This is a genomic window from Achromobacter aegrifaciens (assembly GCF_902859965.1).
Taxonomy (GTDB): Bacteria; Pseudomonadota; Gammaproteobacteria; order Burkholderiales; family Burkholderiaceae_B; genus Achromobacter; species Achromobacter aegrifaciens.
In genome coordinates this window covers 228954-255468 of record NZ_CADIKO010000003.1, presented here as the reverse complement: position 1 = coordinate 255468, position 26515 = coordinate 228954, and the positions used below count along the sequence as shown (strand labels likewise).

Sequence of the window (26515 nt, the reverse complement as noted above, 5' to 3'; positions counted from 1 at the left end):
ATCCATGACCGCTGCTGCTCCGGCCGCCGTCCCCCACCCCCACGAAGTCATCGAGGTCGGCGCTGACGACCTGCCCGTGTTCTGTCCGGGCCCCAAGGCGCCGCTCTGGAGCATGCATCCGCGCGTGTTCCTGGACGTGGCCCGCACCGGCTCCGCCAGTTGCGCCTACTGCGGCGCCGAATACCGCCTGAAGCCCGGCACCGTATTGCACGGCCACGGGCACTGAGTCACCCGCTCTATAACGTCCACCCGTTTCCGCCGCCATGTTCGCCACGCCCGAAGAAGCAGAGCACGCGTTCTACGAAGCCCTCGACCAGGCGGACGTCGTACGCCTGATGCAAGTCTGGGCGGACGACGAGGAAGTCGTCTGCATCCATCCGGGGGGCCTGCGCATCGTCGGCCACTCGGCGGTGCACGATTCCTGGCAGCAGGTGCTGGCCAACGGCCCGCTGCACGTGCGCCCATTGCGCCCGCTGGTCATGCTCAGCATGATGTGCGCGGTGCACGTGCTGGTGGAACAGGTGGCGGTGCAGACGCGGGAAGGCACGCAATTCGCCAATTGCTACGCCACCAACATCTACCACAAGGGGCCCACCGGCTGGCGCATGGTCATGCACCATGCCTCGCCGGCGCCCACCGAAGCCGGGGTGCTCGACTTGCACGACGTACCCGACATGCTGCACTGAATCGGGTGGATTTTTAGTTGGCCGCTGCTCGTCTTGATACAACGCCCTGTCCCGTCCCCTCCTGGTTGCCCGGAGGCGACAGCCAGACGGTTTATGCCGCCCTGTTCGCGCAGTATCACCGCATCGCATTCGTACGCGAACGGGTGGACACGCCCGACACCGACTTCGTCGATTTCGATTGGACCGGTCCGGGCCTGTTCCCACACAAGTCCGCCGACGGTGCGCCCGTCAGCGGCCAGCGTCCGGTTGCCAATGGCAAGACCGCCGCGGCCCGGTGGATGACGGATGCGGACTGGAAGTCCCTGCCGCATACGCCCGATACCCCAGCCCTGATCCTGTTCCACGGCCTGGAAGGCGGCAGCAACAGCCGCTATGCGCAGTCCATCGCGCATCACTTCCGCGCGCGCGGCTGGATCGTGGTGATCGCGCATTTCCGCGGCTGCTCGGGCGTGCCCAACCGCCTGGCCCGCGCCTACTACTCGGGTGATTCGGCCGAGGTCGGCTTCATGCTGAATACCGTGCGCCAGCGCATCCCGCATGCTCGATGGCATGCGGTCGGCGTATCGCTGGGGGGCAACGCCCTGCTCAAATACCTGGGCGAACACCAGGAGGATACCGGCTGGCTGACGGCCTGCGCGGGCGTGTCCGTGCCGCTGGACCTGGTGGCCTGCGGCAAGACGCTGTCCACCGGCATATTCAACCGCAGGGTCTACACCGCCCATTTCCTGAAGACGCTCAAGCACAAGGTGCTGGAGAAGGCGCACCGCTATCCCGGCGCCGTGGACGTCATGCGCATCGCCCATGCGCATGATCTGCGCGAATTCGACGACACGTACACCGCGCCCATGCACGGTTTTCGCAATGCGCTGGATTACTGGACGCGGGCGTCCAGCAAGCCCTGGCTGCCGAAGATATCCGTGCCGACGCTGGTGCTCAATGCCCGCAACGATCCGTTCGTGCCGGCCGCGTCGCTGCCGACGCCCGAGGAATGCTCGTCCACCATCCTGCTGCATCAGCCTACCGATGGCGGCCATGCCGGTTTTCCGACCGGCAGCTTCCCCGCCCACCTGAACTGGCTGCCCCAGCGGCTGGGACGCTTCTTCGAAACCGGCCTGTAGGGCGCGTCCTGCGCCCTGCCCGGCTCGGCCGGGCGCTCAGCCCGACTTGAAGCGTTCCAGCAACTGGCGCTCTTCGGCCAGCTTGTCCTTCACTTCCTTGATCTGCACGTCGATCTGAGACTGCTCGTAGAAGTCGGTGGACATGTTGCGCGCCTGCTGCAGCTGCGATTCCGCGGCGGCGTATGCGCCCGTCATGACGTAAAAGCGCGCCTGGTCGCGGCGCGCGGCCACGGGCTTGCCGTTGCGGTCTTCGCTCTGCGCCAGCATCTGGTAGAGGCTGGGCTCGTCGCTGCCCCATTGCTTGATCTTGGCCCGCAGGTATTCCTGCGCGTCCGTGTGGCGGCCGACGCTTTGCAGCGCCTGGGCGTAGGCGATGCCCAGGGCCCGGTGGGCGGGCCAGCGCTTGGTGCCAGCCTGGGCGAGCTCCAGCGCCCGGGGGTACTCCTTGCGGGCCAGGGCGATATCCACACTGAGCTTGGCCAGCTGGGCCGAGCTTCGACCGTCCGCCGACGCCAGGTTCCAGTTGCGCTCGGCCTCGGCCAGGTTGTTGCGCTGGAACGCCTGCAGCGCCAGGCCGTAGTAGGCGGCCGACTTGCGCACGCCCGACAGGGCCTGGGCCTCGTCCTGCAATTGCTGGCCGGCGGTGCGCAGGCTGACCGCGTCGCGGCCCTGCACCACGCGCATCTTGGCGCGTATGTACCAGAAATCGTCGCTATCCACGTGGCGCGCCACCGGAGACTGGTTGCGCACCCGATTCTGCACGTCCGACATACGCTCGATGGACAGCGGGTGGGTGCTGGCCCATGAGCCGCCGCCCGCGCCTTCATTCAGGCGCGACGCATTCATCAGGCGCCCGAACATCTGCGCCATGCCTTCGGCGTCGTAGCCCGCCTTGGTCAGCATCTGCAGCCCGGCCCGGTCGGCTTCGCGTTCCGCATCGCGTGAAAAACCCAGCTGCCGGTTGATGGCCGCGGCCTGGCCGAATGCCGCCACGCCCACCGCCAGGTTGCCGCCGCCCCCGGCCAGGGCCGCCAGCAGCGCCCCCGCCAGGCTCGCCAGCATCACCATGCTGTTCTGGTTCTGCTGGGTCATGCCGCGGGCGATGTGGCGCTGCACGACGTGGCCGATTTCGTGCGCCAGCACCGCCGCCAGTTCGGACTCGCTGGCGGAAGCCACGATCAGTCCCGTATTGACGCCGATGAAGCCGCCGGGCATGGCGAAAGCGTTGATTTCGGGGTCGCGCACGCCGAACATCTCGACCTCGGGCACCGCGCCGGGCGCGAAGGCAGCCAGTTTGCGCCCCATGGTGGTGAGGTACTGGCTGAGTTCGGAATCGTCCACATAGGTCGGGTCGCGCCGCCCCTGGGCCATGATGGCCTCGCCCAGGCTGCGCTCCAGCGCAGGGGACAGTTCAGCGGCAGAGGCCGCACCCATCGAGGGCAGGCCTACGGGCTGCGCCCAGGCGGCGATGGGGAGGGCTGGGACGGCCAGGGCCACGGACAGCCCGACGATTGCACCCCGTTTCGCAATCGAGCAAATGGATGGCATTTTCCTGCGGTTCATAAGCCTATGATAGCGATGCGCTTAAAATGTTTCATCGATAGCCCCAACGAGGTCTCAATGCGTCCTGTCCGTAAAGCCGTTTTCCCCGTCGCCGGCATGGGTACGCGCTTCCTGCCCGCCACCAAGGCGATGCCCAAGGAAATGCTGCCCGTGGTCGACAAGCCGCTGATCCAATACGCCGTGGAAGAAGCCGTGGCCGCCGGGATCACCGATCTCATCTTCGTGACGGGGCGCAACAAGCGCGCCATCGAAGACCACTTCGACTCCGCGCCGGAACTCGAATCGGACCTGGAAAGCAAGGGCAAGCACGAGCTTTTGGCCATGGTGCGGGGCATTCTACCTGCGCATGTGAATTGCCTCTACATCCGCCAGTCGGCCCCGCTGGGACTGGGCCACGCGGTGCTGTCGGCCGCACCGGCCGTGGGCGACGAACCGTTTGCCGTGCTGCTCGCCGATGACCTGATCGACTCCGACCAGCCCGCGCTGAAGCAGCTGATCGACGTGGCCGTGGCGCAGAACGCCAGTGTGCTCGGCGTACAGGACGTGCCGCGCGCGGATACCCGCAAGTACGGCATCGTGGCCACCCGCCAGGGAGAGGCCAGCGCCAACGGCCGCACGGAACGCGTCACCCATATCGTCGAAAAGCCCGACCCCGAAGCCGCGCCGTCGACGCTCGCCGTGGTGGGCCGCTACGTGCTGGAAGCCGCGATCTTCGACCACCTGCGCTCGACCAAGATGGGCGCCGGCAACGAGATCCAGCTGACCGACGGCATCGCCTCGCTGATGCGCGAGCGCGCCGTGTATGCGCACCGCTATGAAGGCGTGCGCTACGACTGTGGCAGCAAGGCCGGCATGTTCCAGGCCACCGTGGCGCTGGGCAAGAAGTACCACGGCCTGCTGCCGGAATAGCCGCAAGCCTGCGGCTATTCGTGCCGCGTCAAGGCTTGAGCGCCGCGGCCTCGCGCCGGCCGTTGAAGCCTTGTTCCAGAATCTTCCGCGCCGAGGGCTCATGGGCCTTCGGCCCGCCGATGCCAAAGCGCTGTGCCGCCACGCCCATCAGGACGATCACGGCGCCCAGTGCGGACGTGTACAGCACCTCCTGGCGGTACGTACCCTCCAGCACCATCGTCAGCAAGGCTGCGCAGATGAACAGGATGACCGCCCAGGTCAGCCAGGGAAACAACCACATCTTGAACTTCAGTTCGGCTCCCTGAGCCTGCAGGCGCTGCCGCATGCGCAGTTGGCAGCATGCGATGGTCAGGTAGACGAACAGCGCCACGCAGCCCGTGGTTTGCATGAGGACGTCGTACAGGTCCATCGAGGACGTCGCCATCATGTAGACGGCAACAAATGCGAACACGCTGGATATGACCACGCCCACGTACGGCGCACCGGACGAAGCGCCAGTAACGGCCATGATGCGATGCGCGTCGCCGCGACGGGCCAATGAATAGAGCATGCGCGACGAGACGTAAAGCGCCGAGTTGAAGCAGCTGCAGACCGAAGTCAGCACGATGGCGTTGACGATCAATTGTGCGTAGGGAATGCCCATCGCGTCCAGCACCACGTTGTAGCTGCCACGCGTCGGGTCGACCAGGGCGGGCGTGTCGTAGGGCACCAGGCAAACCACCAGAAAGATGGACCCTACATAGAACAGGCAGATCCGCCAGACTACCGATCGGATGGCTTTCACGATTTGGCCACCGGGCTCGGAGGTCTCTCCCGCCGCCACCGTGACGACTTCCGCGCCCATCATTGCGAACATGATGCCCAGCAATGCGGTGACCACGGCGCCAGGCCCATTAGGCATGAAACCCCGATCGGCGAGATTGGACATGCCGCCGGCATCGCCAAAGGGCCACAGGTGCACAACCGCCAGCGTTCCGACCACCAGGAACAAGACGATGGCCACCACTTTGATCAGGCCGAACCAAAACTCGAATTCCCCGTAGTTCCTGACGTTCATGAAGTTGACGCCTATCAACCCAAGCGTCAGGAGCAGCGCGTAGACCCAATTGGGCGCCACGGGGAACCAGCCATGCAGAATCTGTCCCGCGACATAGGCTTCCCACCCCATCAGCAGCGCCCAGAAGTACCAATACAGCCAACCGATGGTGAAACCCGCCCAGCGCCCGATAGCGCGATCCGCGTAAGTCGAAAAGGAACCGGTATCGGGCTGGGCCACGGCCATCTCGCCCAGCATGCGCATGACTAGAAACACCAGGATCCCGCCGCCCAGATAAGCCAGGATCACTGCGGGTCCGGCCAGCGCGATCTGCTTGCCGGACCCCACAAACAAGGCCGCGCCGATGACCCCGGCAATGGAAATCATCGTCATGTGGCGCGATTGCAGCCCACCCTTGAGTCCCTCACCCTTAGACATGCTTTCTCCTTTGACCGCGCCCCCGGTATGGAACGCGCTTGTTTTGTTTTTTTCCGCACAGGCCTGATGCAAGGCGCGCCTGACCCTAATCTTCAAGTCCCGCGGGCGCGAACCCGGCCAGGAGCGCGTCCAGCCAGCGCGGCGCAAGATCCCGCGCTTCGCGCGCTTCCTTTCTGCGTACGGCGTTGCGGACCAGCGAACCGCCGAAGTACTTGATGGGTTCGGGCGGAAACCGCTTGGGCTTGCGGCCAACCAGGGCGCAGCGGCGCCAAGAATCGTTGCGATCCAGGGCCAGGCTCGCCAGAATCCTGCCGCCCAACAGGCTGGGAGCGACGCCGTTGCCGCTCCAACCCACTCCGTAGTGGATGTGCCCCGTACCGGACAAGGTGCCGAAAACGGGCAGGCTGTCGTAAGTCCGATCAATCGGGCCCGACCACGCATGCGAGACGCGCACATCGGCAAGCATCGGGTAGGCGCGGCGGAAATCCTGTTCCGCCATCCGGCAGCTTTCTTCGTGGCGGCTGAAGGTGGCGTCGATGACGCCTCCCCGGGAAAGCGCCCCCGTACCCTTGCCGTACGCGATCCGCCCGTCTCTTGTGGTCCGGTAATACCCGACCATCAACTGCGAATCGGTGATGGCTTCGCCTCCGGTCCAGCCCAGGGAAGCCAGGCGCTCGGGGATCGCCTGCGTCACGACGATGGAACTGTTGACGGGCACGATCAGCCTTGAGATTTCAGGAATGGCCGCGGCCCATGCATTCGTCGCCAGCACGACGCTTTTGGCCAGCATGGTGCCCAAGGCGCTGCGGATCACCGCCGGATAGCCGTCGCTCAACTCCAGCACCGGCGTGTTCTCGTGGATCACGATGCCGCGCTCCAGGGCCACCCTGCGCATACCGCGCACCAACCGTGCCGGCTGCACCGTGGCATTGCCGCGCTCGAACACGCCCGCCCTGTGCATACGAGACCCGGTTCGACGTGCAACATCCTCCGGGAGTACGTACTCGAAGGGACGCGCGCCGACCCGGGCGCAGGCCTGGAGCGTGCCGTCCCATGACTCCTGTTGCGCCTCGGAAGTGGCAGTCCAGAGCCATCCCCCGCGGCGGATGTGCGCATCGATGCGATGGCGGCCGCAGAACTGTTCGATTTCATCGATGGCGCGTTCCGAGGCCTGGGCCAGGAACAGCGCCTCGTCGGCATCCGCGAAAGCAAGCAACGAAGCGATTTTCGGCCACCAGGACATGACCATGCCGCCGTTGCGCCCTGAAGCGCCCCCGCCGCAAACGTCGCGTTCCAGGACCACGACCTTGGACCAAGGACTGAGCTCCTTGATGCTCAACGCCGTCCACAGGCCTACATAGCCTCCACCGATAATCACGATGTCGGCGGCCTGGCTACCGGTCATGGGCGCACTTGCCTGCATGGCGGGCTCCGCCTCCTGCATCCAGAAGCTGCGTTGCAGGAAAGGTTCGGCTTGGCTTGTATGGCGTGAAATGATCATGAGCAAAGCGGCTTTAATCCAGCCGCGCCTCGAATTGAATATATCTACATAATTTCTGTAGGTTGTGATCCTATCGAAGCTGATTTTTGCAAAAAATAGGGGCTTTCCCCGATATGTCCGGTCCTATCATGAAGGATCGGATTTATATAATTTATCTATATATATTCTGTACGAACTGCCACACTGGTCCATCCACCGCACCAGCACAGGAACTTCACTCGCATGTCTGAGTATCGAATCGGCGACGTCGCGCGCCTCACGGGCACGAACATTTCGACGCTGCGGCTATGGGAGCAACACGGCCTCCTCGTTCCGGCGCGCACCGAAACGGGACAGCGCATCTATTCAGATGCAGATCTGGCTCGGGTATCCCATATCGTTCGTCTGCGGCAGATCAACGGCCTGAACATGCCTGCGATCCGTCGCGTACTGGAGGAGTCGCAGGCCGGATCAGCGTCCGCGGCGCCACCCTCGACCGCCTCAGGCGCCACGGCATCCCAGGCCCGTGAAATGGCTGACGCCGCCGCGCTTGGACTGCGTTTTCGCACCGCGCGCCGCAGCGCCGACTTGTCGCTGAAAGAAGCGTCAGATGAAACCAGCCTGCCCGTGTCCTTCATTTCCACCTTTGAACGGACAGGCCGCGGGGCCACCGTCGCCAGCCTGAAGCTGCTTGCCACCTGTTATGGCACGTCGCTGACGGCCCTGTCGGAGGTGTCGCCCAAGCCGTCACGCAACGCGGCCGAGGTGGTGCGCAAGGGCCAGGAAAGACATGCCCCGTCGTTCGGCGCGGGCATCCAGATCCTGCAGCTCGCGACGAGCCTGCCTTCGCTCGACTGCCAGAAATGGGTCCTGGCGCCGGGCGCCCGCAGTGAAGGCGCCTATACGCACCATGGAGAGGAGTGCATACACGTCATCGCCGGCGAATTCAGCATTACGGTCGATCTGGCGGCGCCCGTGACCTTGCGCGCCGGAGACAGCATTTCGTTCCTGAGCGGACGGCCTCATTCGTGGAAAGTCGTCGGCGAGCAAACCGTGGAACTGTTCTGGGTCAATACGCCGAAGAGCTTCTAAGCTGACGACGTATGCCACCCGCCGCGGTTTTCAGGCCGAAGCGGCGCGGGCACGGGCCTTGGAACGGGCCAGCGCATCGCGATCCGCCTTGCGCAAGCGCCCCTTGGCCGACAGGCGCATCAGGGTTCCCAGGGCCACCATCAGGCCGATCACCTCGACCAGCGCGGCCGGAATCCACATGGTCAGGCCGCCTATGGTCTGATCGGTCTGGGCCGACATGGCGATGGCGCGGCCGCATAGTTCGAACAGCGGATAGATGTCGCTTTCAGTGAAGGCAATGACCGCGCCGGCCACCATTTGCGGCAGCATCGTCAGCACGGGAGAAATGACCCGGCCGCCCGGCGTCATGGCCGCGGGCGGCGCGGGCCTGCGGTCCAGGATCAGGTTCCAGTACATGAAGCCGCTGATGACCACCGACCAGTTCATCAGGCGGTAGAGGCGCCAGTCCAGCATGGAATAGAACTGCACCGACGGGATCAGCCAGACCAGCACCAGGAAAACAAACAGCGTCGGCACGAAGATCTTGTGGGTCAGCACCGCCACCGTGGCACGGCCGGCGCCGGTGCGCAGGAAGTCGCGCAGGCGGATGCGCCAGCGCATGGGCAGGCCCGCGCGCATCACCTGCCCCGGGAATGCCGCCATCACCAGCAGCGGCCCCAGATGGTGCAACACCAGATGCTGGATGCGGTGGATGAAGAACATGCGCTCGGCGTAGTAGTCCAGCCGGGTATGCATGGACAGGTACAGCAGCACCATGCCGGTCCAGAACAGGATGCTGCGGGCGGCGGTCACGCGATGGACCTTTTGGCCGCGCACGAACAGCACGATGGCCACCAGGAAGGAGGCCACCAGCGTGGGAGAGAACTCCCAGGGTATGAGCCATTCGAGACTATCCATGCAAACCATCCGGAAAACGTCGGGGCTGTACGAGGACGGGCGCCATGCGCCGCACCCGCCGATTGTAGTTGACCCCGGCCCGCCCTGCCCCGGCGCTCAGAAACGGTGCGAAATGCCCGTGCCTACCCGCGTGGTGTGGGAATGGGCAGGATCGAACTGGTCGTCCAGCGTGTAGTTCGACGCATAGCCGGCGAAGGCATAGAGCGTCGTGCGCGGGGACAGGCTGTAGGTATAGCCCAGCGTCATCACCTGCGCATTGCGCGCCGTCATGCCGTTGTCCCAATGCCAGTCCGGATGGGCCAGCGACCATTGCACCAGCACGGCGCCAGGCCCGACCGGCACGCTGACCCCGACCAGCCAGGCATCGACCGTGCCGCCGCGCACGAAGGCAGCCGGTCCCAGGCCCATGCCCAGTCCGTCGGGATCGCCCCCGTCCAGCCCGACATCGCCGTTGCGCTGGCGCGACCAGGCCAGGGACAGCTTCAGCACCTCGAAGTCATAGGAAGCGCCCAGCTGGACCGCTTGCGGCCGTCCGTTGCTGCCCGGCGGCGCGTCGGCCAGGCGCAGCTGGTCCCAGGTGGCGACCGCCAGCAAGGGTCCATCCTCATATTTCAGGCCGAGACTGAGCGCGCGGTTGTTGTTGGCCGTTTTGAACTGGCTGCGGTCGTCGGCGTCGAAGGAATAGCCGATGCCTGCCTGGAAGCCCTGCCATACCGGCGTGTAGTAATTGACCAGGTTGCTGAGCTGGTAGTTGTCGGACGCCTTGAAGGTGGCACCCATGCCCATTTCCTTCCAGGACGCGATTTCCAGGGAATTGCCGTAGACCTGGCCTATGGTGTGCTGGCGCCCCAACCGCAGGTCGCCGAAGCTGTCATGCCCCAGGCCGACCCAGGCGGCGTAATTGAAGTAGCGGTCGTCGTCGGCCCGCTTGCCCGACGAGGGATCGAAGCCGCTTTCCAGCTGGAACCTGGCGCTCCAGCCCCCGCCCATGTCTTCCGCCCCCGTCATGCCCCACAGGGTATCGGTCAATCCGCCGTTGAGCAGCCCGCTGTGGCTGCCCTGCCCCGAGACCGAGGTGACGGCCAGCCCCGCGTCCACCACCCCGTACAGCGTCAGCCCCTGCCCGGTCTCGGCGCAGCGCCCCGCCAAGGGAAGGGCCAGGCCCACTGCCATCAGCGCGGCAAAAGTAGCGATTCTCATGTGTTTCTCCTGATCGCGCGGCGGGCTTGCGCCCGCCGCGGGCCTCATCTACTTATTGCCAGCCGTAGCGGCGGACCCAGATTCCCTTCAGGAACTGCGTCAGCGTGCAATAAGCCAACAGGATGCCGACCAGCCAGGGGAAGTAGCTCAACGGCAGCGGCTGCAGCTGGAGGTACTCGGCCAAGGGCGAAAACGGCAGCAGCAACCCCATCGTCACCACCAGCAGGGTCATGCCCATCAGCGGCCACGCGGCGCGGCTTTGCAGGAACGGGATCTTGCGTGTGCGGATCATATGGACGATGAGCGTCTGCGACAACAATCCTTCGACGAACCAGCCCGACTGGAATAGCGTCTGGTGTTCCGGCGTATTGGCCTGGAAAACGTACCACATGAGCGCATAGGTGGCGATGTCGAACAGGGAACTGATCGGACCGAAAAACACCATGAAGCGACCCAGGCCGTCAGGGTCCCACTGTTGCGGCTTCTTCAACAATTCTTCGTCGACATTGTCGAACGGGATTGCGGTCTGGGAAATGTCGTACATCAAGTTCTGCACCAGCAGGTGGATGGGCAGCATCGGCAGAAACGGCAGAAAGGCGCTGGCGACCAGGACCGAGAAGACATTGCCGAAGTTCGAGCTGGCCGTCATCTTCAGGTACTTGAGCATGTTGCAGAAGGTCTTGCGACCTTCGATGACGCCGTCCTCCAGCACCATCAGGCTCTTTTCCAGCAGGATGATGTCCGCAGCCTCTTTGGAAATATCGACCGCCGAATCCACCGAGATGCCCACGTCGGCCGCCCGCAGGGCTGGCGCGTCGTTGATGCCGTCGCCCATGAAGCCCACGGTGTTTCCCTGGGCCCTGAGGCTGCGCACAATGCGCTCCTTGTGGGCCGGCGTGAGCCGCGCGAACACATTGGCCTCGCGCACGGCGGCGGCCAGTTGCGCCTCGTCCATTGCCTCGATATCGGCGCCCAGATAGACCTTGCGCACCTCGAAATCGACCTCGCGGCAGACCTTCTGCGTCACCAGCTCCACATCGCCGGTCAGCACCTTCACTTCGATGCCGGAATCCTTGAGCGCCTTGAGCGCGGGGGCGGTGGATTCCTTGGGAGGATCCAGGAAGGCCATGTATCCGACCAGCACCAGATCGGACTCGTCGGCCACGCCGTAGGTTTGCTGGGTGGGCGGCATTTCCTTGACGCCCACCGCGATGACACGCAGACCGTCGCGATTCAAGTCCGCCGTCACCCGGCGGATGTCGGCCCGGCGGGCATCGGTCAGCAGATGCTCTTCGTGGCCCACGCGCAGGCGGGTGCAGACCGCCAGCATCTCCTCCAGCGCGCCCTTGCAGATCAATTCGTGATGCTCGCGGCCATTCTCGGTTTCGTTGACCACGACCGACATGCGGCGCCGGGAAAAATCGAAGGGGATCTCGTCGACCTTGCGGTACTTTGCCGCCAGATCCAGCTTGCGCTCGACTTCGGCGTGCTGCAGCACCGCCACATCCAGCAGGTTCTTCAAACCGGTCTGGTAGTAGCTGTTGAGATAGGCGTAGGCCAGCACGTCGTCGCTGCTGGCGCCGTAGACGTCGGTGTGGCGCTCCAGCACGATGCGGTCCTGGGTCAGGGTGCCGGTCTTGTCCGTGCACAGCACGTTCATCGCGCCCAGGTTCTGGATCGCGTCCAGCCGCTTGACCACGACCTTGCGGCGCGACATGCGCACGGCGCCCTTGGCCAGGGTGGCCGTGACGATCATGGGCAGCATTTCGGGCGTCAGGCCCACGGCGATGGCCAGCGCGAACAGCAGCGCCTCCATCCAGTCGCCCTTGGTAAAGCCGTTGATCAGCATGACGATGGGCGCCATGACCAGCATGAAACGGATCAGCACCCAACTCACGCGGTTGATGCCCTGCTGGAACTGGGTCGGCGCACGGCTGGTCTGCGTGACGCGCCCGGCCAATTGGCCGAAGTAGCTGCGCGAGCCCGTGGCGACCACCAGGGCGCTGCCCGAGCCGCTGACCACGTTGGTACCCATGAACGCCATGTTCTCAAGTTCCAGCGCGTTGGCGGTCTCGCTGCGCTGCGTGGCGTACTTTTCGACAGGCAGCGATTCGCCCGTCAGCGCGGCCTGCGCGATGAACAGGTCCTTGGCATTCAGGATGCGGCAGTCGGCGGGAATCATGTCGCCCGCGGACAGCAGCACCACGTCGCCCGGCACCAGCTCCGCCAGCGGCACCTCGATCTGGCGCGAGCCGCTGACATGCAGCGCCACGCCGAAATAGCGGCGGGCATCGCCCTCGGCCTGGGTCGCCGGGTCGCTGCGCAGCACGGTGGCGGTGTTCTGCACCATGGCCTTGAGCGCCTCGGCGGCGCGGCTGGAGCGCTGTTCCTGCGCAAACCGCAGCACGGTGGAGATGAGCACCATGGCGCCGATGATGAATACCGCTGTCCAGGACTGGTCGTCAGGCACGGCCATGCGCACGTCGGTGAGCCAGGACAGCGCCGCCAGCGCGGTCAGAAGCAGGTTGAACGGATTCCGATAGGACAGCCACAGATGCGTGTACCAGGAGAGCGGCTTTTCGTGGTCGACCTCGTTGGCGCCGTAGCGTTCGCGCGCGGTCTGCGCCTGGGCCTCGGACAGCCCGCCGCGGCTGCTGCCGAACAGGGCGAACAGGGCGCCGAAGCCCATGCGCGACAGGTCCAGCATCTGGCGGTTGGCATGGCGCGCGGTGTCGGAAGACGCCGCGGCGGTCGCGACGCCGCGTTCCGGCATGGGCGAACGGCGGAAGTGTCTGGCGCTATGGCGCAGGCCCGCCGCCGACGTAAAGAAGGACTTGAGAAACTTGAACATCGGAGTGCTCCGGTTGTACGTGTAGTTGTTGGAGACACGGACGACCCTGCCCTCTGCTGGCTGCGCGCGGGCAGCAGTGGTCCGCGGCTTTCGCGCAGAAAGCCGTCAAACCGCCGCGTACAGGCGTGCGCAGGCGCCGGGGCAATGTTGCCGGTATCCGGATCGCATGAAATGCGCCGGGTGCGGAAAACGGATGGGAGCTAGCGGAGGAATCGGCGCCGGCGGCAGAGGCGCACGCGACGTGGGCCAGGCCGGTGATTCTTGGCTGCGGACTCCGTACGGGCCAGGATGACTATCCTGCCTGTCGGCTCGCAGCGAGGAGACAGGTCAGACAGGCATGCCGGCGCCGCGCACTGGGCGCAATCGAGGCTCGGGGTCTAAGGCACTGGGCATGATCTCTCCTGTGGAAGAAAGGATGGCTTCAGGCCAGCGCGGCCTGCGCGGCCGGCGTCGTGGTCTGGGTGCCGAAATGCACGTGGCGCACGGCGGGATTGGCGCTCAGGCGGCGCGCCTGCGACATCAGTTCGCCCCGCAGCTCCGGGGGGCAATTGACGGTGATGCAGGCGGATGCCATGCCAGGATCCCGGCCCTGGTCGATCTGCACTTGCGAGACGTCCAGGCCGGCGGCGCTGAAGTCCAGGCAGATCTGCTTGCGCAAGGCGCCCAGTTCGTCGCGCGGACAGATGACCGTCAGGCGCGAAGTGCCGCGGCGGCGGCCCAGGGCGGTGGCGCGGTCCACGCCGGCGCGGCGTAGGAACAAGTCGAAGAAACGCATAACGACCTCCATTGCAAGAATGGGGAGCGTGATCGCGAATACGCGCGCATGCGCGCTGCGCGTGGCGGACAGGCACGAGAAAAACGTGCGCGAACGCTGACGCTGCGGCTGAAGCGGCGGTTCTGGCGGTTTATGTTGGGGAGTTTCCCGGCAAGCCGCTGGCTTGCGCGATTGCCCGGGCTTGCGCCTGGAGCTTGGGATACAACCGCAACCTGTTCAACAGGCTGCGGCAGACGGAGTTCTGCGTGGACCTGTTAAACAGCGACGTCGATGCAAGATCGACAACTTTCGCCGGAATCGGTATTCACGAAGACTGCTCCTGGGATGGATAACGGGCAAGATTTTACGCGGGTTTCCACTTATGGACAAGGCTTTTGGCGCTAAATCGAGCCTGAATGCGGAAAAAAACGCGGGGCCCCAAGCCCCGCGCACTAAACGCCGTCAGACGTAGAAATGCCAGCCCAGATAGGCTGCGAACACGGCATACAGGCCCCCCACGGCCGACAACGCCGGCACGCTCATGGCCGAGCGGCGGAAACGGAGCCACAGCAGGCCGATCGACAGCATCGTGAACAGGCCTGCCGCGAGCAGGGGACCGTCCAGCAGCCAGGGCGTCATGAAGATACCCAGCGCGCTTGGGATGGTCGCCTGAATCATCATGGCGCCCGAAATATTGGCCAGCGCCAGCCGTTCCTTGCCCTGGCGCACCCAGATCAGCGCGTTCATGATTTCCGGCAGCTCGGTCGCCACCGGCGCCAGCAACAGCGCGGCCACATGAGGCGATGCGCCCATCGCCACGCCCAGCAACTCGATCTGGTTCACGAACACATGCGATGCCCCGGCGATCACGACCAGGGCCAGCACCGTCTGCGTGACTGCCCAGAACATGCTCGGATCCTCGTCGCGCGGGCGCAGCTTCAGCGGTTCGAGGTCCTCGCTGTCCAGGCTCTCCTCGTCGTTGCTGAGCTCGCGCTTGACGTAAAGGCCGTAGGTGGCCAGGAACAGGATGCCCAACCAGGGCTTCCAGGCAAAGGCCAGCAGGCCCAGGCCCACCTTGAAGATGAAGATGCCCATGAACCAGGCCTGGTCGCGGGCCAGCCTGCGCTGGTCCGCGTTGATACAGTCCGCCTGCGTGGCCCGCCCGCGGCGCGAGCGCCACAGAGCCAGGCCAACCACCGCATACGCCAGCGTCGCCAGCACCAGCGGGCCGCCCATGGCGGCACCGACGCCTATGTCTTTTTGCTCGGGGGTCTCGCCAAACACGACAGCCATGAAGGTCACGGCACTTTCCGGCAAGGCCGTACCGAACGCGGCCAGCACGGTGCCGGTGGCGGTGGCGCCAAGCTGGAAGCGATGGCCGACCCATTCGACGCCGTTCACGAAGAACTCGCAGGCGAAGTAGATCACTGCCGCTGACAGGAAAAACAGGAACAGGGTGAGAAACATATGGGCGAGCCGGACGAGCAGAAACCAATTGGCGCGACGTCGCGGCTCGCCCGGCTGGGGTGAACGCAACGCGGCCAAAGGTCTCGCCTGGCTGATCCATGCGGCGGGTGCCGCCGTGCATGGATACCGCTACTAGCGCCATGGAGTTCTAGCGGCTGCTGCGCGGCGCTGAACCACCAAGTCTGTTGACGCTAGCTCCTTTGTGGGGACAAAGGATGGCTACTCCCCAATGACAGAGCGGCGATTGTAGCAGCTTGGCCTGCGCGGTCCAGCGAATTCAGTGCGCCCCTTGCGGGCTGTCGCAAGCAGGGGATGGCAGGTAAAGTAAACGGCATCCTCACCCTGCCGGGGTTCGCGCCCCAGTCCGCCATGAGCCTGCCTCCCGACGACATCGCCCCTTACGCCGCGCGGCGCCAACGCCTGATGGCGCAGATGCGCGCGGAGGGCGGCGGCATCGCCATACTGGCGACCGCCCCGGAAGCCACGCGCAACCGCGACGCGGAATATCCATACCGGCACGACAGCGACTTCTTCTACCTGACCGGCTTCACCGAACCCGGCGCCTGGCTGGTGCTGACCGCCGGTGCGACCGACCGCGCCCTGCTCTTCTGCCGCCCCCGCCACATCGAACATGAAATATGGGAGGGCAAGCGCTTCGGCCCCGAGGCGGCTGCCGCGCATTTCGGCTTCGACGACGCCCATCCGCTCGATGCGCTGGACGAACTGATGCCTGCGCTGCTGCAGGACCATGCCACCTTGTACGCTCCACTGGCGGGCGACAAGCGCAGCGACGGGCGCCTGCACCGCTGGCTGGCCGCGGCGCGCGAGGCTGGCCGCGGCGGCCATGCGCCGCCCTCGCGCCAACAGGACATCCGGCCGCTGCTGGCCGAGATGCGGCTGATCAAGGACGCCACGGAAATCGCGGCCATGCGGCGCGCGGCCAAGATCTCCGCCGGCGCCCACGTGCGCGCCATGCGCGTCGCCCGCGCCGGCATGCGGGAATACGAGATCGAGGCCGAACTGCTGTACGAGTTCCGCCGCCACGGCGCGCAATCGGTGGCCTACAACAGCATCGTGGCCACCGGCGCCAATGCCTGCGTGCTGCACTACCCGGCCGGCGAAGCCGTGTTGCGCGACGGCGACCTGGTGCTGATCGACGCAGGCTGCGAGGTCGACAGCTACGCCAGCGACATCACCCGGACATTCCCGGTGAACGGCCGCTACAGCGGTCCGCAGCGCGCGCTGTACGACCTGACGGTGGCCGCGCAGGATGCCGCCGCCCAGGCCACGGCGCCCGGCCGCAGCTTCAACGACGGCCATCAGGCCGCCCTGCGCGTGCTGGCGCAGGGCATGCTGGACCTGAAACTCTTGAAAGGCTCGCTGGACGGGGTGCTGGAATCCGGCGACTACAGCCGCTTCTACATGCACCGCACCGGCCACTGGCTGGGCTTGGACGTGCACGACGTGGGCGACTACCGCCAGCCCGGCCCGGCCCACGGCGCCGAACGCCCCTGGCGCAAGCTGGAACCGGGAATGATGCTGACGATCGAGCCCGGCATCTACGTGCGGCCCGCTGACGACGTGCCCGAGGCCTACTGGAACATCGGCATCCGCACCGAAGACGACGCGCTGGTCACGGACGAAGGCTGTGAACTCATCACCCGCGGCGTGCCGGTGCAGGCCGGCGAGATCGAAGCGCTGATGCGCGAGTAGGCTGGCGGCGCGCCAGAGCCGCGCTAAAAGACGTAGCCGTCGAGCCAGCCCATGGCGATCCAGGTGTAGACCACCACCATGGCGATGGCGAACATGGACACGATGGCGCCGACCAGGCAGGCCAGGATCGCAACCAGCACCGGCCCCCAGCCGGTCTGGGTCGGCCGGCCCAATCCGTCGTTGTAGAGGCGGTCGAATTTCTCGTCCGGCATCAACGAGAACACCGCGCTCTCGATGAACCCGTCGACCATGGGTATGAACACCAGGAAGAAGGCGGGGTTGTCGTACCAGACAGGGTAGAAGCTGACGGCACAGAACAGGCTGATCAGCGTGTACGCGGTCACCAGCCAGGCGTGGCGGCGCCCCAGATACCACCAATGCGCCCCCACCGCCCCGAACAGGCAGGCCAGCAGCCCGACCGCGACCTTGCCGCGCGGGCGGCGGGCGGAAGCTGCGGACAACGGGGATGAGGCCTGTAGCTGCGTCATGTCGATCGACCGGAAAGAGGACCACGGCGCCAAGACGCGCCGGCTGCTGCGGATTGTAGTGGACGGTTAAAATCCGGGCATGACTTCATCCGCCTTCGACATAGCGATTCTAGGCGCGGGCCCGGTGGGCCGCGTGCTGGCCCTGATGCTGGCGCGCGTGGCGCCCGACCCCGCGCGCATCGCGCTGCTTGCCGCCAGCGCGCCCGCCCCGGTCGCGCCGTCGGCGGCGGCGCCCGCCACGGATCCCCGCGTGCTGGCCATGAACCACGGCAGCCGGGTGCTGCTGGAGTCGCTGCATGCCTGGCCCGAACGCTCGGCCGACATCCGCAACATCCATGTGTCGCAACGCGGCCGGCTGGGCCGGACGCTGATCCAGAACACCGATTTCGGCGTGCCGCAGCTGGGCAGCGTGGTCGCCTATTCCGGCCTGCATGCCAAGCTGGACGAATGCGTGGCCGCCTGCGGCGTCACCGTGCTGCCGGGCCCGCCCGCCCGGATCGGCATGCAGGACGCGGACGGCGTGCGCATCGAACAAGGCGACACGACGCTGCTGTGCCGGGTGGCGGTGCAATCCGACGGCGCGGGCGCGGTCGACGTGCGCCGCGACTACGACCAGCACGCGGTGCTGACCACGGCGCACGCCACCCTGCCCCGCCGCGGCTGGGCCTGGGAGCGCTTCACCGCCGAGGGCCCGCTGGCGCTGCTGCCGCATCCGCAGACCCCGGACGCCTATTCGGTGGTCTGGTGCAGCGCGCCCGAGCGCGCGGCCGAACTGGCGGCGCTGGATAATGCCGCGTTTTCGCGGGCGCTGTCCGTCGCCTTCGGCGACCGCCTGGGACGGCTTTCCAGCCAGGCGCCCCGGCATGTCTTTCCGCTGGCGCTCAGCGCCCGCCGCGCCCAGGTGCACGGCCGCCTGGCGGCCATCGGCAATGCCGCGCAAACCCTGCATCCGGTCGCAGGCCAGGGCCTGAACCTGGGCCTGCGCGACGCAGCCCGCCTGGCCCAGACGCTGGCCGGCTGGCTGGCTCACCCGGAGGTCAATCCCGGCTCCGCCCTGGCGGAATTCGCCGGAGCGCGCCACGTGGACCGCTTCATCACCGCCGGCCTGACCGATCTGATGCCCCGCATCTTCTCGACCGGCCTGGCGCCGGTGGAGCACGCCTGTGGTCTGGCCTTATTGGGGATGGATCTGGCCTCTCCGCTGCGCGCGCCGCTGGCGCAGCATCTGCTGCAAGGTTTCCGCGCCTGAACTCTTCCTATCCGCCCCCGATAATGGGGCGGTTGTCTGCTTTCGCCTTCCTTTGTTACGAATTGTTCTCCAGGTGACAAAGAGGGCGCGAACGAGCCGGTTAAAATGTGAGCATGCGCATAGGTCAATGGACCCTTCCCAACAACGTGCTGGTCGCGCCCATGGCGGGCGTGACGGACCGTCCTTTCCGCCAGCTTTGCAAGAAGCTGGGGGCGGGCTATGCCGTCTCGGAAATGGCCGCGAGCAACCCCAAGCTGTGGGATAGCGTCAAAACCTCCCGCCGCCTGAACCATGACGGCGAGATCGCCCCCATTTCGGTGCAGATCGCCGGCGCCGACCCTGCCATGATGGCGGAGGCGGCGGTGTTCAACGCCAGCAAGGGCGCCCGGATCATCGACATCAACATGGGCTGCCCGGTCAAGAAGGTCTGCAACGTGGCCTCCGGGTCGGCGCTCTTGCGCCATGAAGACCAGATCGCCCGCATCCTGGACGCGGTGGTATCCGCCTGCGCGCCGCTGGACGTGCCGGTGACCCTGAAGACCCGCACGGGCTGGGACCGCGAAAGCCGCAATGCCCTGCGGGTGGCGAAAATGGCCGAAAACGCCGGCATCGCCGCCCTGACCCTGCATGGCCGCACCCGCGCCGACCTCTATACGGGCGAGGCGGAATATGACACTATCCGCGCCGTCAAGGCCGAGCTGAAAATCCCCGTTGTCGCCAACGGAGATATCACTACGCCCGAAAAAGCCCGGCACGTCCTGGATTACACTGGCGCCGACGCGGTCATGATCGGCCGGGCGGCCCAAGGCCGTCCCTGGATTTTCCGCGAAATCGACCACTACCTGCGCACGGGCGAAACACTGGCCCCTCCCTCCTATGGGGAAATGCGCGAGCTGCTGCTCGAACATCTCGACGACCATTACCGGTTTTACGGCGAGCACACCGGCGTACGCACGGCGCGCAAGCACATAGGCTGGTATCTGGACGGCCTGCCGGGGGCGGATTCGTTCTGCGCCCGCATGAATCTGATCGACAACACCCGCGACCAGTGGCGGGCCGTGTCGGACTGGTTCGACCTCATCTCGCGCGACGGCGGATCCCATCCGGCGCCGGTCGCAGAAGCCCTGCTGGCGGCATAACCGCCTCAACACCAACATAAAAATATCTGTACTCAAATGAGCAAGAAAGATGTCCTGGAAGAATGCGTGCGCGCCAGCCTGGAGCGCTATTTCGAAGACTTGGGCGAATCCGAACCCCACGACATGTGGGACATGGTGATGCGCTGCGTGGAGCGCCCGGTGCTTGAAGTGGCGTTGGAAAGGTCGGGCGGCAACCAGTCGCGGGCATCCGAAATGCTGGGCATCACCCGCAACACCCTGCGCAAGAAGTTGCTGGCGCACAATATCCAGGTATAGCTTTCGCGCGCGGGCGGCAGGCGCATCGCGCCGCCCGCTCCCCCAGATTTCCCATCCGACCTGAACGAGAAAGGCGCTCCCGCCCCACTCCGTCCCTCACCATGAAAATCGAAACCGCCCTGCTTTCGGTGTCCGACAAGACCGGCATCGTTGAATTTGCCCGCGCCCTGGCTGCGCGCGGCGTGCGCCTGCTGTCCACCGGCGGCACCGCCAAGCTGCTGGCCGACTCCGGCCTGACCGTCACCGAAGTGGCGGCCCACACGGGTTCGCCCGAAATTCTCGATGGCCGCGTCAAGACGCTGCACCCGAAAATCCACGGCGGCCTGCTGGCGCGCCGCGACAGCGCCGAGCACATGGACACCATCAAGGCGGCGGGCATCGACCGCATCGACATGCTGGTGGTCAACCTGTACCCGTTCCGCGAAACCGTTGCCAAGCCGGACTGCACCTTCGCCGACGCCGTCGAGAACATCGACATCGGCGGCCCGGCCATGCTGCGCGCGGCGGCCAAGAACCACGGCACCGAAGCCGGCGGCGTGACGGTGGTGATCGACCCCGTCGACTATTCGCGCGTGCTGGCCGAAATGGACAAGGGCGGCAACACCTCCTATGGCCTGCGCCTGGCGCTGGCCTCCAAGGTCTACGCCCACACCGCCGCCTACGACGGCGCCATCGCCGCCTACCTGACCAGCCTGGCCGAAGCCGAGCCCAAGCAGGAAGCCGTGCCGGCCCGCAACGAATGGCCCGGCACCCTGACCCTGCAGGTCAAGCAGGAACAGGCCCTGCGTTATGGCGAGAACCCGCACCAGACCGCCGCCTTCTACGTGGACGCGCAGCGTCCGGCTGGCCTGCTGGGCAACTACCGCCAGCTGCAGGGCAAGGAACTGTCCTACAACAACATTGCGGACGCGGACGCCGCCTGGGAATGCGCACGCAGCTTCGAAGCGCCCGCCTGCGTCATCGTCAAGCACGCCAACCCCTGCGGCGTGGCCGTCGCGGCCGACACGCTGGGCGCCTACCAGCAAGCCTTCAAGACCGACCCGACCTCGGCCTTCGGCGGCATCATCGCCTTCAACCGCCCGGTCGACGCCGCCACGGCCGAAGCCGTGAGCGCGCAGTTCCTGGAAGTGCTGCTGGCTCCCGCCTATGACGGCGCCGCGCTGGCCATCCTGGCCGCCAAGAAGAACGTGCGCGTGCTGGAAGTGCCGATGGGCACGGGCCAGAACGCCTTCGACATCAAGCGCGTGGGCGGCGGCTGGCTGGTGCAGAGCCCGGACGCCTACAACGTGCCGCGCGACGCGCTCAAGGTGGTCAGCAAGCGCCAGCCCACCGAAGCCGAAATGAACGACCTGGCATTCGCCTGGAAGGTCGCCAAGTACGTCAAGTCCAACGCCATCGTGTTCGTGGGCGGCGGCATGACCCTGGGCGTGGGCGCCGGCCAGATGAGCCGCATCGACTCGGCCCGCATCGCCTCGATCAAGGCGGAAAACGCCGGCCTGACCCTGAAGGGCTCGGCCGTGGCGTCGGACGCCTTCTTCCCGTTCCGCGACGGCCTGGACGTGGTGGTGGCCGCGGGCGCAACCTGCGTGATCCAGCCGGGCGGCAGCGTGCGCGACGACGAAGTGATTGCCGCAGCCGACGAGCACGGCATCGCCATGGTGCTGACCGGCACCCGCCACTTCCGCCACTGATGCGCGTCCTCGGCATCGATCCCGGCCTGCGCCGCACCGGCTTCGGTGTGATCGATGCCGACGGCCCGCGGCTGCGCTATGTGGCCAGCGGGACCATCGTGGTCCCGCCGGCGCTGGCGCTGTCCGAACGCCTCAAGGTCATCCTGGACAATCTGCGCCAGGTGGCTCGCGACACGCAACCCGACGTGGCCGCGCTGGAAATCATCTTCCTGAACACCAACCCCGCTTCCACCCTGCTGCTGGGCCAGGCGCGCGGCGCCGCGCTGTGCGCGCTGGCCGACAGTTCGCTGCCCGTGCACGAGTACACCGCGCTGCAGATCAAGAAAGCCGTGGTCGGCACCGGCCGCGCCGCCAAGGAGCAGGTGCAGATGATGGTGCAGCACCTGCTGTCGCTGGACGGCGCGCCCGCGCCCGACTCGGCAGACGCGCTGGCCTGTGCCATCTGCCATGCCCATGCCGGCCCGCTGCAGGACAAGCTCGAACGCCTGGGCGCCTCGCTGCGCATGAGCGGCAAGACCCGCATCCGCAACGGCCGCCTGATCGGCTGAACGCCTGGCACGCCGCGATTTGCCGCGAAGCGGGACCCGTTCCCGCCGCATGCGCGCCCGCGCGTATAGAATCCCCGCATCCGCCGCGCATTCAGCGGCCTCACCATTGCCAGGCCACCATCACCATGATCGGACGCATCACCGGAACCCTGATCGAGAAACTCCCGCCCACCATCTGCGTGGACGTGGGCGGTCTGGGCTATGACATCGACGTGCCCATGAGCACGCTGTACTCGCTGCCCGACACGGGCGCGCGCGTCACGCTCTACACGCACCTGACGGTGCGCGAAGACGCCCACATCCTGTACGGCTTCGCTTCGGCAGGCGAACGCAGCGCTTTCCGCGAACTGATCAAGGTCAGCGGCATCGGCGCGCGCACCGCGCTGTCGGTGCTGTCGGGGTTGTCGGTGGCTGACCTGGCGCAGGCCATTACACTGCAGGAATCGGGCCGCCTGACGCGCGTGCCCGGCATCGGCAAGAAGACCGCCGAACGCCTGCTGCTGGAAATGCGGGGCAAACTGGGCGCGGACATCGGCGCCTCGCCGCATGCAGCGCCGGACAACCAGTCGGACATCCTGAACGCGCTGCTGGCGCTGGGCTATTCAGAAAAGGAATCGCTGTCGGCGCTGAAGACGCTGCCCGAAGGCGTGGGCGTGTCCGACGGCATCAAGCAGGCATTGAAAGCACTGGTGCGCTGAAACCGGCTTACAGGTAGCGCGGCGCCACGGCTTCCAGGCCCGTCGGCACCACGTGCAGTTCGGGCGCGATCGGCCCGCTGCAGATGTTGTCGCGGCGCAAGGAATCCAGATTGTCGCGCGACATCAAAGGCGTGCCCGGCATGCATTCGAACAGCCGGGCCTGCATGCGGCCCACGCCCATTGGCATGCTGACCACCGGCCGCGGATGGCCGCTCCAGGCGGCGCACAGGCGCGCGATCTCGCCCAGGCTGTAGACCTGGGGTCCGCCCAGTTCATAGGTCTTGCCGCAGGTGTGCGTATTGCCCAGGGCCGAGACGATGGCAGCGACCACGTCGCCCACGTAGACCGGCTGCATGCGCACATGCGCGCCGGCCAGCGGCAGCACCGGCAGCCACCGCGCCAGCCCGGCGAACATATTGGTGAACTTGTCGTCCGGACCGAAGACCACCGAGGGCCGGAAGATGGTCCAGCCGCCGTCCTGATTTCCCTGGAATTCCTGCTTGATGGCGGCTTCGCCGTCGCCCTTGGAGCGCTGGTACATGCTGTCGCCGTTGGAATCGGCGCCCAGCGCGCTGATGTGGATGAGCCTGCGCACGCCCTGCCGGCGACAAGCTTGCGCGATGCGCTGCGGCAGCAGCACGTGGGCCCGCGCGAATTCCGAGCCATAAGGCCGGCCGGCGTTGCCGTGCAGAATGCCCACCAGGTTGATGACCGCGTCGCAGCCCTGCGCCAGGCCGTCCAGCGTGGCGTCGTCGTGCACGTCGGCTTCGAGCAAGGTCACGGTGGGAAGAATCTGCAGGTCGCGCCCGCGGCTGTGGAGCCGGGTGGGCACGACGATCTGATGCTGATCCGCGGATAGCCGCGCTACCAGATGACGGCCTATGAAACCGGTGCCGCCGATGACAAGGATACGCATGTCGCAGCCCCTGTTCGTCAGGATTCAGTCCCGATTCTGCCTTGCACACGCGACAACCGCAAGCGCGCGGCGGCGGCCCGCAAGGGGGCCGCCAGAAGGGGGTCAGCCCGCCAGCAGCTTGGCGTAGGCCGGAAGGTCGACGTTGCCGCCGCTGATGATGACGCCGACCCGCGCACCGCGCACCGGCACCACGTTCTGCATGACGGCGGCCGCGCCCAGGCAGCCGGTGGGCTCCACCACCATCTTCATGCGTTCGGCGAAGAACCGCATGGTGGTGACCAGCTGTTCGTCCGTCACCGTGACGATGTCGCGCACATGCTTCTGGATGAGCGGGAAGGTCAGGTTGCCCAGGTGCGTCGTGGCGGCGCCATCGGCCAGGGTCTTGGGCGCCGGGATGCGGACGATTTCGCCTTTGCGCAAGGACTGCTGGCCGTCGTTGCCAGCCTCGGGCTCGACGCCGTAGACCAGGCAGCGCGGGCTCAGCGCGTAGGCGGAAAGGGCCGATCCCGACAGCAGGCCGCCGCCGCCCAGGCAGACGAACAGGTAGTCCAGCTCGCCCACTTCCTCGAACAGTTCCTTGGCGGCGGTGCCCTGGCCGGCGATCACGTCTTCGTGATCGTAGGGAGGGATCAGGGTGGCGCCGGTTTCCGCATGGATGCGGCGGGCGATCGCCTCGCGGTCCTCGGTGTAGCGGTCATAGGTGACGATCTTGCCGCCATAGCCCTCGGTGGCGGCGCGCTTGGCGGCCGGGGCGTCCAACGGCATGATGATGGTGGCCTGCACCCCTTGCAGCTTGGAGGCCAGTGCGATGGCCTGCGCGTGGTTGCCCGACGAAAACGTGACCACGCCGGCGGCGCGCTGTTCCGGGGTCAGGCGGGCGATGGCGTTGTAGCCGCCGCGGAACTTGAAAGCGCCCATGCGCTGGAAGTTCTCGCACTTGAAGAAGACCGACGCGCCGCTGATCGCATCGGCGGTAGCCGAGGTCAGTACGGGCGTGCGGTGCGCGTTGCCGGCCAGGCGCTCGCTGGCGCGCACGACGTCGTCATAGGTGGGCAATTCGGGCTGCATGGGCTTGGGTCCTTTGATCGCGGAGAATAATCAAAACCTCCGGATGATAAACCCGCGGCCGGCTTCGGGCGCCCTCCGGCGCCCGGGCACGGTCCGGTTTGCCCGCAGCCTACTTCCCGAAAAGATCGCCGGAGCCCGCCGTGGCGCCGGCGGGCGGGGTCAGCCCCAGGTGGCGCCAGGTGGTCAGCGTGGCGGTGCGGCCGCGCGGCGTGCGCTGCAGGTAGCCATGCTGGATCAGATAGGGCTCGATCACGTCCTCGATGGTGTCGCGCTCTTCGCCGATGGCGGCGGCCAGGCTGTCCACGCCGACGGGACCGCCGTCGAACTTATGGATGATGGCCTCGAGCAGCTTGCGGTCCATCAGGTCCAGGCCTTGCGGGTCCACCTCCAGCATGGCCAGCGCGCGGCCCGCGACGTCCGCATCGATGGTGCCGCCCGCCTTGACCTCGGCATAATCGCGCACCCGGCGCAACAGCCGGTTGGCGATGCGGGGCGTGCCGCGGGCGCGGCGCGCGACTTCCGCCGCGCCGTCCGGCGTGATGCCGGCGTTCAAGAGGCCGGCGCTGCGCGTGACGATGTGGCCGAGATCGGCGGCGTTGTAGAACTCCAGCCGCGACACGATGCCGAAGCGGTCGCGCAGGGGGTTGGTCAGCATGCCGGCGCGGGTGGTGGCGCCGACCAGGGTGAAGGGCTGCAGGTCCAGCTTCACGCTGCGCGCGGCCGGGCCTTCGCCGATCAGGATGTCGATCTGGAAGTCCTCCAGCGCCGGATAGAGGATTTCCTCGACCACGGGCGACAAGCGGTGGATTTCGTCGATGAACAGGACGTCGTTCTTTTCCAGGTTGGTCAAGAGCGCCGCCAGGTCGCCCGGGCGTTCCAGCACCGGACCGGAGGTCTGGCGCAGCTGCACCCCCATTTCATGCGCAATGATGTGGGCCAGCGTGGTTTTGCCCAGGCCCGGGGGACCGAACAGCAGCACGTGATCCAGGGCCTCGCCGCGCTTCCTGGCTGCGGCGATGAAGATCTCCAGCTGTTCCCGGGCGCGCTGCTGGCCGACGTACTCGTCCAGCGCCTTGGGCCGCAGGGCGCGTTCGATCGACTCCTCGTTGGGCGAGACCGGCTGCGGCGCCACGATACGGGGGGCGTCGGGACGGGAGGAAAGCGAATCGGACTGGATGGCCATGGTGCGGAAACGACAAAATGCTGAGCAGGATGCATCGTACCGTAGCGCGACCCGC

Annotated in this window: 24 protein-coding genes and 1 riboswitch; of the genes, 12 read left to right on the top strand and 12 right to left on the bottom strand. The window is 66.4% G+C overall.

Features of this window, described 5'->3' with window-relative positions:
- The first annotated feature begins 4 nt into the window (after positions 1-4).
- The 3 genes from HV793_RS20160 to HV793_RS20150 are packed head-to-tail and all read left to right on the top strand — an operon-like array spanning position 5 to position 1804.
- Positions 5-226, top strand: a complete 222-nt coding sequence (locus tag HV793_RS20160) for a zinc-finger domain-containing protein (RefSeq protein ID WP_059371641.1) — start codon at positions 5-7, stop codon at positions 224-226.
- 37 nt (positions 227-263) lie between these two features.
- Positions 264-686 carry a YybH family protein gene (locus tag HV793_RS20155; protein ID WP_054449940.1) on the top strand — a complete coding sequence of 141 codons (423 nt, stop codon included), beginning with the start codon at positions 264-266 and terminating at the stop codon, positions 684-686.
- A gap of 17 nt (positions 687-703) precedes the next feature.
- Positions 704-1804 (top strand): YheT family hydrolase, encoded by a 1101-nt coding sequence (locus HV793_RS20150; protein WP_054449938.1) that lies wholly within the window; start codon positions 704-706, stop codon positions 1802-1804.
- A gap of 36 nt (positions 1805-1840) precedes the next feature.
- Here the strand turns inward: HV793_RS20150 and HV793_RS20145 are convergent, their stop codons facing one another.
- Entirely contained in the window at positions 1841-3367 is a 1527-nt protein-coding gene (locus tag HV793_RS20145; RefSeq protein ID WP_054449936.1) for a M48 family metalloprotease, read from the bottom strand.
- Between the two features lie 57 nt (positions 3368-3424).
- Between HV793_RS20145 and galU the strand changes: the two genes are divergently transcribed.
- Entirely contained in the window at positions 3425-4276 is an 852-nt protein-coding gene (gene galU, locus HV793_RS20140; protein ID WP_119449691.1) for a UTP--glucose-1-phosphate uridylyltransferase GalU, read from the top strand.
- Between the two features lie 28 nt (positions 4277-4304).
- Here galU and HV793_RS20135 read toward each other — a convergent pair whose 3' ends face one another.
- Both HV793_RS20135 and HV793_RS20130 read right to left on the bottom strand, forming a co-directional pair.
- Positions 4305-5750, bottom strand: coding sequence for an amino acid permease (locus HV793_RS20135; protein WP_175213838.1), 1446 nt, complete (start codon positions 5748-5750; stop codon positions 4305-4307).
- 85 nt (positions 5751-5835) lie between these two features.
- On the bottom strand, positions 5836-7173 hold the full coding sequence (locus HV793_RS20130) for an NAD(P)/FAD-dependent oxidoreductase (protein ID WP_225591415.1): 1338 nt from the start codon (positions 7171-7173) through the stop codon (positions 5836-5838).
- Positions 7174-7473: 300 nt separating this feature from the next.
- On the opposite strand from HV793_RS20130, the gene HV793_RS20125 reads away from it, so the two are divergent.
- Positions 7474-8322, top strand: coding sequence for a MerR family transcriptional regulator (locus tag HV793_RS20125; protein WP_125471652.1), 849 nt, complete (start codon positions 7474-7476; stop codon positions 8320-8322).
- 30 nt (positions 8323-8352) lie between these two features.
- On the opposite strand, the gene HV793_RS20120 is transcribed toward HV793_RS20125, so the two are convergent.
- The 5 genes from HV793_RS20120 to HV793_RS20100 all read right to left on the bottom strand — a co-directional run bounded on the left by HV793_RS20120 (position 8353) and on the right by HV793_RS20100 (position 15491).
- A complete protein-coding gene (locus HV793_RS20120) occupies positions 8353-9228 on the bottom strand; it encodes a cytochrome c oxidase assembly protein (protein ID WP_156337297.1) in 876 nt (291 codons plus the stop codon).
- Positions 9229-9315: 87 nt separating this feature from the next.
- A complete protein-coding gene (locus HV793_RS20115) occupies positions 9316-10419 on the bottom strand; it encodes a porin (protein WP_175213836.1) in 1104 nt (367 codons plus the stop codon).
- A gap of 52 nt (positions 10420-10471) precedes the next feature.
- Positions 10472-13270 (bottom strand): magnesium-translocating P-type ATPase, encoded by a 2799-nt coding sequence (gene mgtA / locus HV793_RS20110; RefSeq protein ID WP_119449694.1) that lies wholly within the window; start codon positions 13268-13270, stop codon positions 10472-10474.
- A gap of 421 nt (positions 13271-13691) precedes the next feature.
- Positions 13692-14045 carry a hypothetical protein gene (locus HV793_RS20105; protein WP_054449923.1) on the bottom strand — a complete coding sequence of 118 codons (354 nt, stop codon included), beginning with the start codon at positions 14043-14045 and terminating at the stop codon, positions 13692-13694.
- Positions 14046-14486: 441 nt separating this feature from the next.
- On the bottom strand, positions 14487-15491 hold the full coding sequence (locus HV793_RS20100) for a sodium:calcium antiporter (protein ID WP_119449695.1): 1005 nt from the start codon (positions 15489-15491) through the stop codon (positions 14487-14489).
- 52 nt (positions 15492-15543) lie between these two features.
- Positions 15544-15732: riboswitch (yybP-ykoY riboswitch) on the bottom strand.
- 128 nt (positions 15733-15860) lie between these two features.
- Between HV793_RS20100 and HV793_RS20095 the strand changes: the two genes are divergently transcribed.
- On the top strand, positions 15861-17204 hold the full coding sequence (locus tag HV793_RS20095; protein ID WP_175214057.1) for an aminopeptidase P N-terminal domain-containing protein: 1344 nt from the start codon (positions 15861-15863) through the stop codon (positions 17202-17204).
- Positions 17205-17227: 23 nt separating this feature from the next.
- Here HV793_RS20095 and HV793_RS20090 read toward each other — a convergent pair whose 3' ends face one another.
- Positions 17228-17692, bottom strand: a complete 465-nt coding sequence (locus HV793_RS20090; protein WP_054457327.1) for a TM2 domain-containing protein — start codon at positions 17690-17692, stop codon at positions 17228-17230.
- A gap of 79 nt (positions 17693-17771) precedes the next feature.
- Between HV793_RS20090 and HV793_RS20085 the strand changes: the two genes are divergently transcribed.
- The 6 genes from HV793_RS20085 to ruvA all read left to right on the top strand — a co-directional run bounded on the left by HV793_RS20085 (position 17772) and on the right by ruvA (position 23293).
- Positions 17772-18941, top strand: a complete 1170-nt coding sequence (locus tag HV793_RS20085) for a UbiH/UbiF/VisC/COQ6 family ubiquinone biosynthesis hydroxylase (RefSeq protein WP_175213835.1) — start codon at positions 17772-17774, stop codon at positions 18939-18941.
- A 113-nt stretch (positions 18942-19054) separates the two neighbouring features.
- The gene (gene dusB / locus HV793_RS20080) at positions 19055-20080 is read left to right on the top strand and encodes a tRNA dihydrouridine synthase DusB (RefSeq protein WP_054457331.1); all 1026 of its coding nucleotides are present in this window, start codon (positions 19055-19057) and stop codon (positions 20078-20080) included.
- Positions 20081-20116: 36 nt separating this feature from the next.
- Positions 20117-20356 carry a helix-turn-helix domain-containing protein gene (locus HV793_RS20075; RefSeq protein WP_006217670.1) on the top strand — a complete coding sequence of 80 codons (240 nt, stop codon included), beginning with the start codon at positions 20117-20119 and terminating at the stop codon, positions 20354-20356.
- Between the two features lie 101 nt (positions 20357-20457).
- On the top strand, positions 20458-22047 hold the full coding sequence (gene purH, locus HV793_RS20070; protein WP_054457334.1) for a bifunctional phosphoribosylaminoimidazolecarboxamide formyltransferase/IMP cyclohydrolase: 1590 nt from the start codon (positions 20458-20460) through the stop codon (positions 22045-22047).
- Complete coding sequence (ruvC, locus tag HV793_RS20065; RefSeq protein ID WP_054457336.1) at positions 22047-22595, top strand: crossover junction endodeoxyribonuclease RuvC; 549 nt, start codon at positions 22047-22049, stop codon at positions 22593-22595. Before purH ends, ruvC begins: the two co-directional genes overlap by 1 nt.
- A gap of 125 nt (positions 22596-22720) precedes the next feature.
- Positions 22721-23293 carry a Holliday junction branch migration protein RuvA gene (gene ruvA / locus HV793_RS20060; protein ID WP_013391723.1) on the top strand — a complete coding sequence of 191 codons (573 nt, stop codon included), beginning with the start codon at positions 22721-22723 and terminating at the stop codon, positions 23291-23293.
- Between the two features lie 7 nt (positions 23294-23300).
- Here ruvA and HV793_RS20055 read toward each other — a convergent pair whose 3' ends face one another.
- From HV793_RS20055 to ruvB, 3 genes are all read right to left on the bottom strand, one after another.
- Positions 23301-24209, bottom strand: coding sequence for a complex I NDUFA9 subunit family protein (locus tag HV793_RS20055; RefSeq protein ID WP_175181127.1), 909 nt, complete (start codon positions 24207-24209; stop codon positions 23301-23303).
- 102 nt (positions 24210-24311) lie between these two features.
- Positions 24312-25277 (bottom strand): threo-3-hydroxy-L-aspartate ammonia-lyase, encoded by a 966-nt coding sequence (locus tag HV793_RS20050; RefSeq protein ID WP_054457340.1) that lies wholly within the window; start codon positions 25275-25277, stop codon positions 24312-24314.
- 109 nt (positions 25278-25386) lie between these two features.
- Positions 25387-26460 carry a Holliday junction branch migration DNA helicase RuvB gene (gene ruvB / locus HV793_RS20045; RefSeq protein WP_054457342.1) on the bottom strand — a complete coding sequence of 358 codons (1074 nt, stop codon included), beginning with the start codon at positions 26458-26460 and terminating at the stop codon, positions 25387-25389.
- Positions 26461-26515: the final 55 nt, after the last annotated feature.

Coding starts and splice junctions, on each gene's coding strand:
- HV793_RS20055 (WP_175181127.1), bottom strand. CDS start 24,209: ATGCGTATCCTTGTCATCGGCGGCACCGGTTTCATAGGCCGTCATCTG.
- HV793_RS20115 (WP_175213836.1), bottom strand. CDS start 10,419: ATGAGAATCGCTACTTTTGCCGCGCTGATGGCAGTGGGCCTGGCCCTT.
- ruvB (WP_054457342.1), bottom strand. CDS start 26,460: ATGGCCATCCAGTCCGATTCGCTTTCCTCCCGTCCCGACGCCCCCCGT.
- HV793_RS20105 (WP_054449923.1), bottom strand. CDS start 14,045: ATGCGTTTCTTCGACTTGTTCCTACGCCGCGCCGGCGTGGACCGCGCC.
- HV793_RS20130 (WP_225591415.1), bottom strand. CDS start 7,173: ATGCAGGCAAGTGCGCCCATGACCGGTAGCCAGGCCGCCGACATCGTG.
- HV793_RS20125 (WP_125471652.1), top strand. CDS start 7,474: ATGTCTGAGTATCGAATCGGCGACGTCGCGCGCCTCACGGGCACGAAC.
- galU (WP_119449691.1), top strand. CDS start 3,425: ATGCGTCCTGTCCGTAAAGCCGTTTTCCCCGTCGCCGGCATGGGTACG.
- ruvC (WP_054457336.1), top strand. CDS start 22,047: ATGCGCGTCCTCGGCATCGATCCCGGCCTGCGCCGCACCGGCTTCGGT.
- HV793_RS20050 (WP_054457340.1), bottom strand. CDS start 25,277: ATGCAGCCCGAATTGCCCACCTATGACGACGTCGTGCGCGCCAGCGAG.
- HV793_RS20155 (WP_054449940.1), top strand. CDS start 264: ATGTTCGCCACGCCCGAAGAAGCAGAGCACGCGTTCTACGAAGCCCTC.
- dusB (WP_054457331.1), top strand. CDS start 19,055: ATGCGCATAGGTCAATGGACCCTTCCCAACAACGTGCTGGTCGCGCCC.
- HV793_RS20145 (WP_054449936.1), bottom strand. CDS start 3,367: ATGAACCGCAGGAAAATGCCATCCATTTGCTCGATTGCGAAACGGGGT.
- HV793_RS20090 (WP_054457327.1), bottom strand. CDS start 17,692: ATGACGCAGCTACAGGCCTCATCCCCGTTGTCCGCAGCTTCCGCCCGC.
- HV793_RS20120 (WP_156337297.1), bottom strand. CDS start 9,228: ATGGTTTGCATGGATAGTCTCGAATGGCTCATACCCTGGGAGTTCTCT.
- mgtA (WP_119449694.1), bottom strand. CDS start 13,270: ATGTTCAAGTTTCTCAAGTCCTTCTTTACGTCGGCGGCGGGCCTGCGC.
- HV793_RS20085 (WP_175213835.1), top strand. CDS start 17,772: ATGACTTCATCCGCCTTCGACATAGCGATTCTAGGCGCGGGCCCGGTG.
- HV793_RS20160 (WP_059371641.1), top strand. CDS start 5: ATGACCGCTGCTGCTCCGGCCGCCGTCCCCCACCCCCACGAAGTCATC.
- HV793_RS20095 (WP_175214057.1), top strand. CDS start 15,861: ATGAGCCTGCCTCCCGACGACATCGCCCCTTACGCCGCGCGGCGCCAA.
- ruvA (WP_013391723.1), top strand. CDS start 22,721: ATGATCGGACGCATCACCGGAACCCTGATCGAGAAACTCCCGCCCACC.
- purH (WP_054457334.1), top strand. CDS start 20,458: ATGAAAATCGAAACCGCCCTGCTTTCGGTGTCCGACAAGACCGGCATC.
- HV793_RS20075 (WP_006217670.1), top strand. CDS start 20,117: ATGAGCAAGAAAGATGTCCTGGAAGAATGCGTGCGCGCCAGCCTGGAG.
- HV793_RS20100 (WP_119449695.1), bottom strand. CDS start 15,491: ATGTTTCTCACCCTGTTCCTGTTTTTCCTGTCAGCGGCAGTGATCTAC.
- HV793_RS20135 (WP_175213838.1), bottom strand. CDS start 5,750: ATGTCTAAGGGTGAGGGACTCAAGGGTGGGCTGCAATCGCGCCACATG.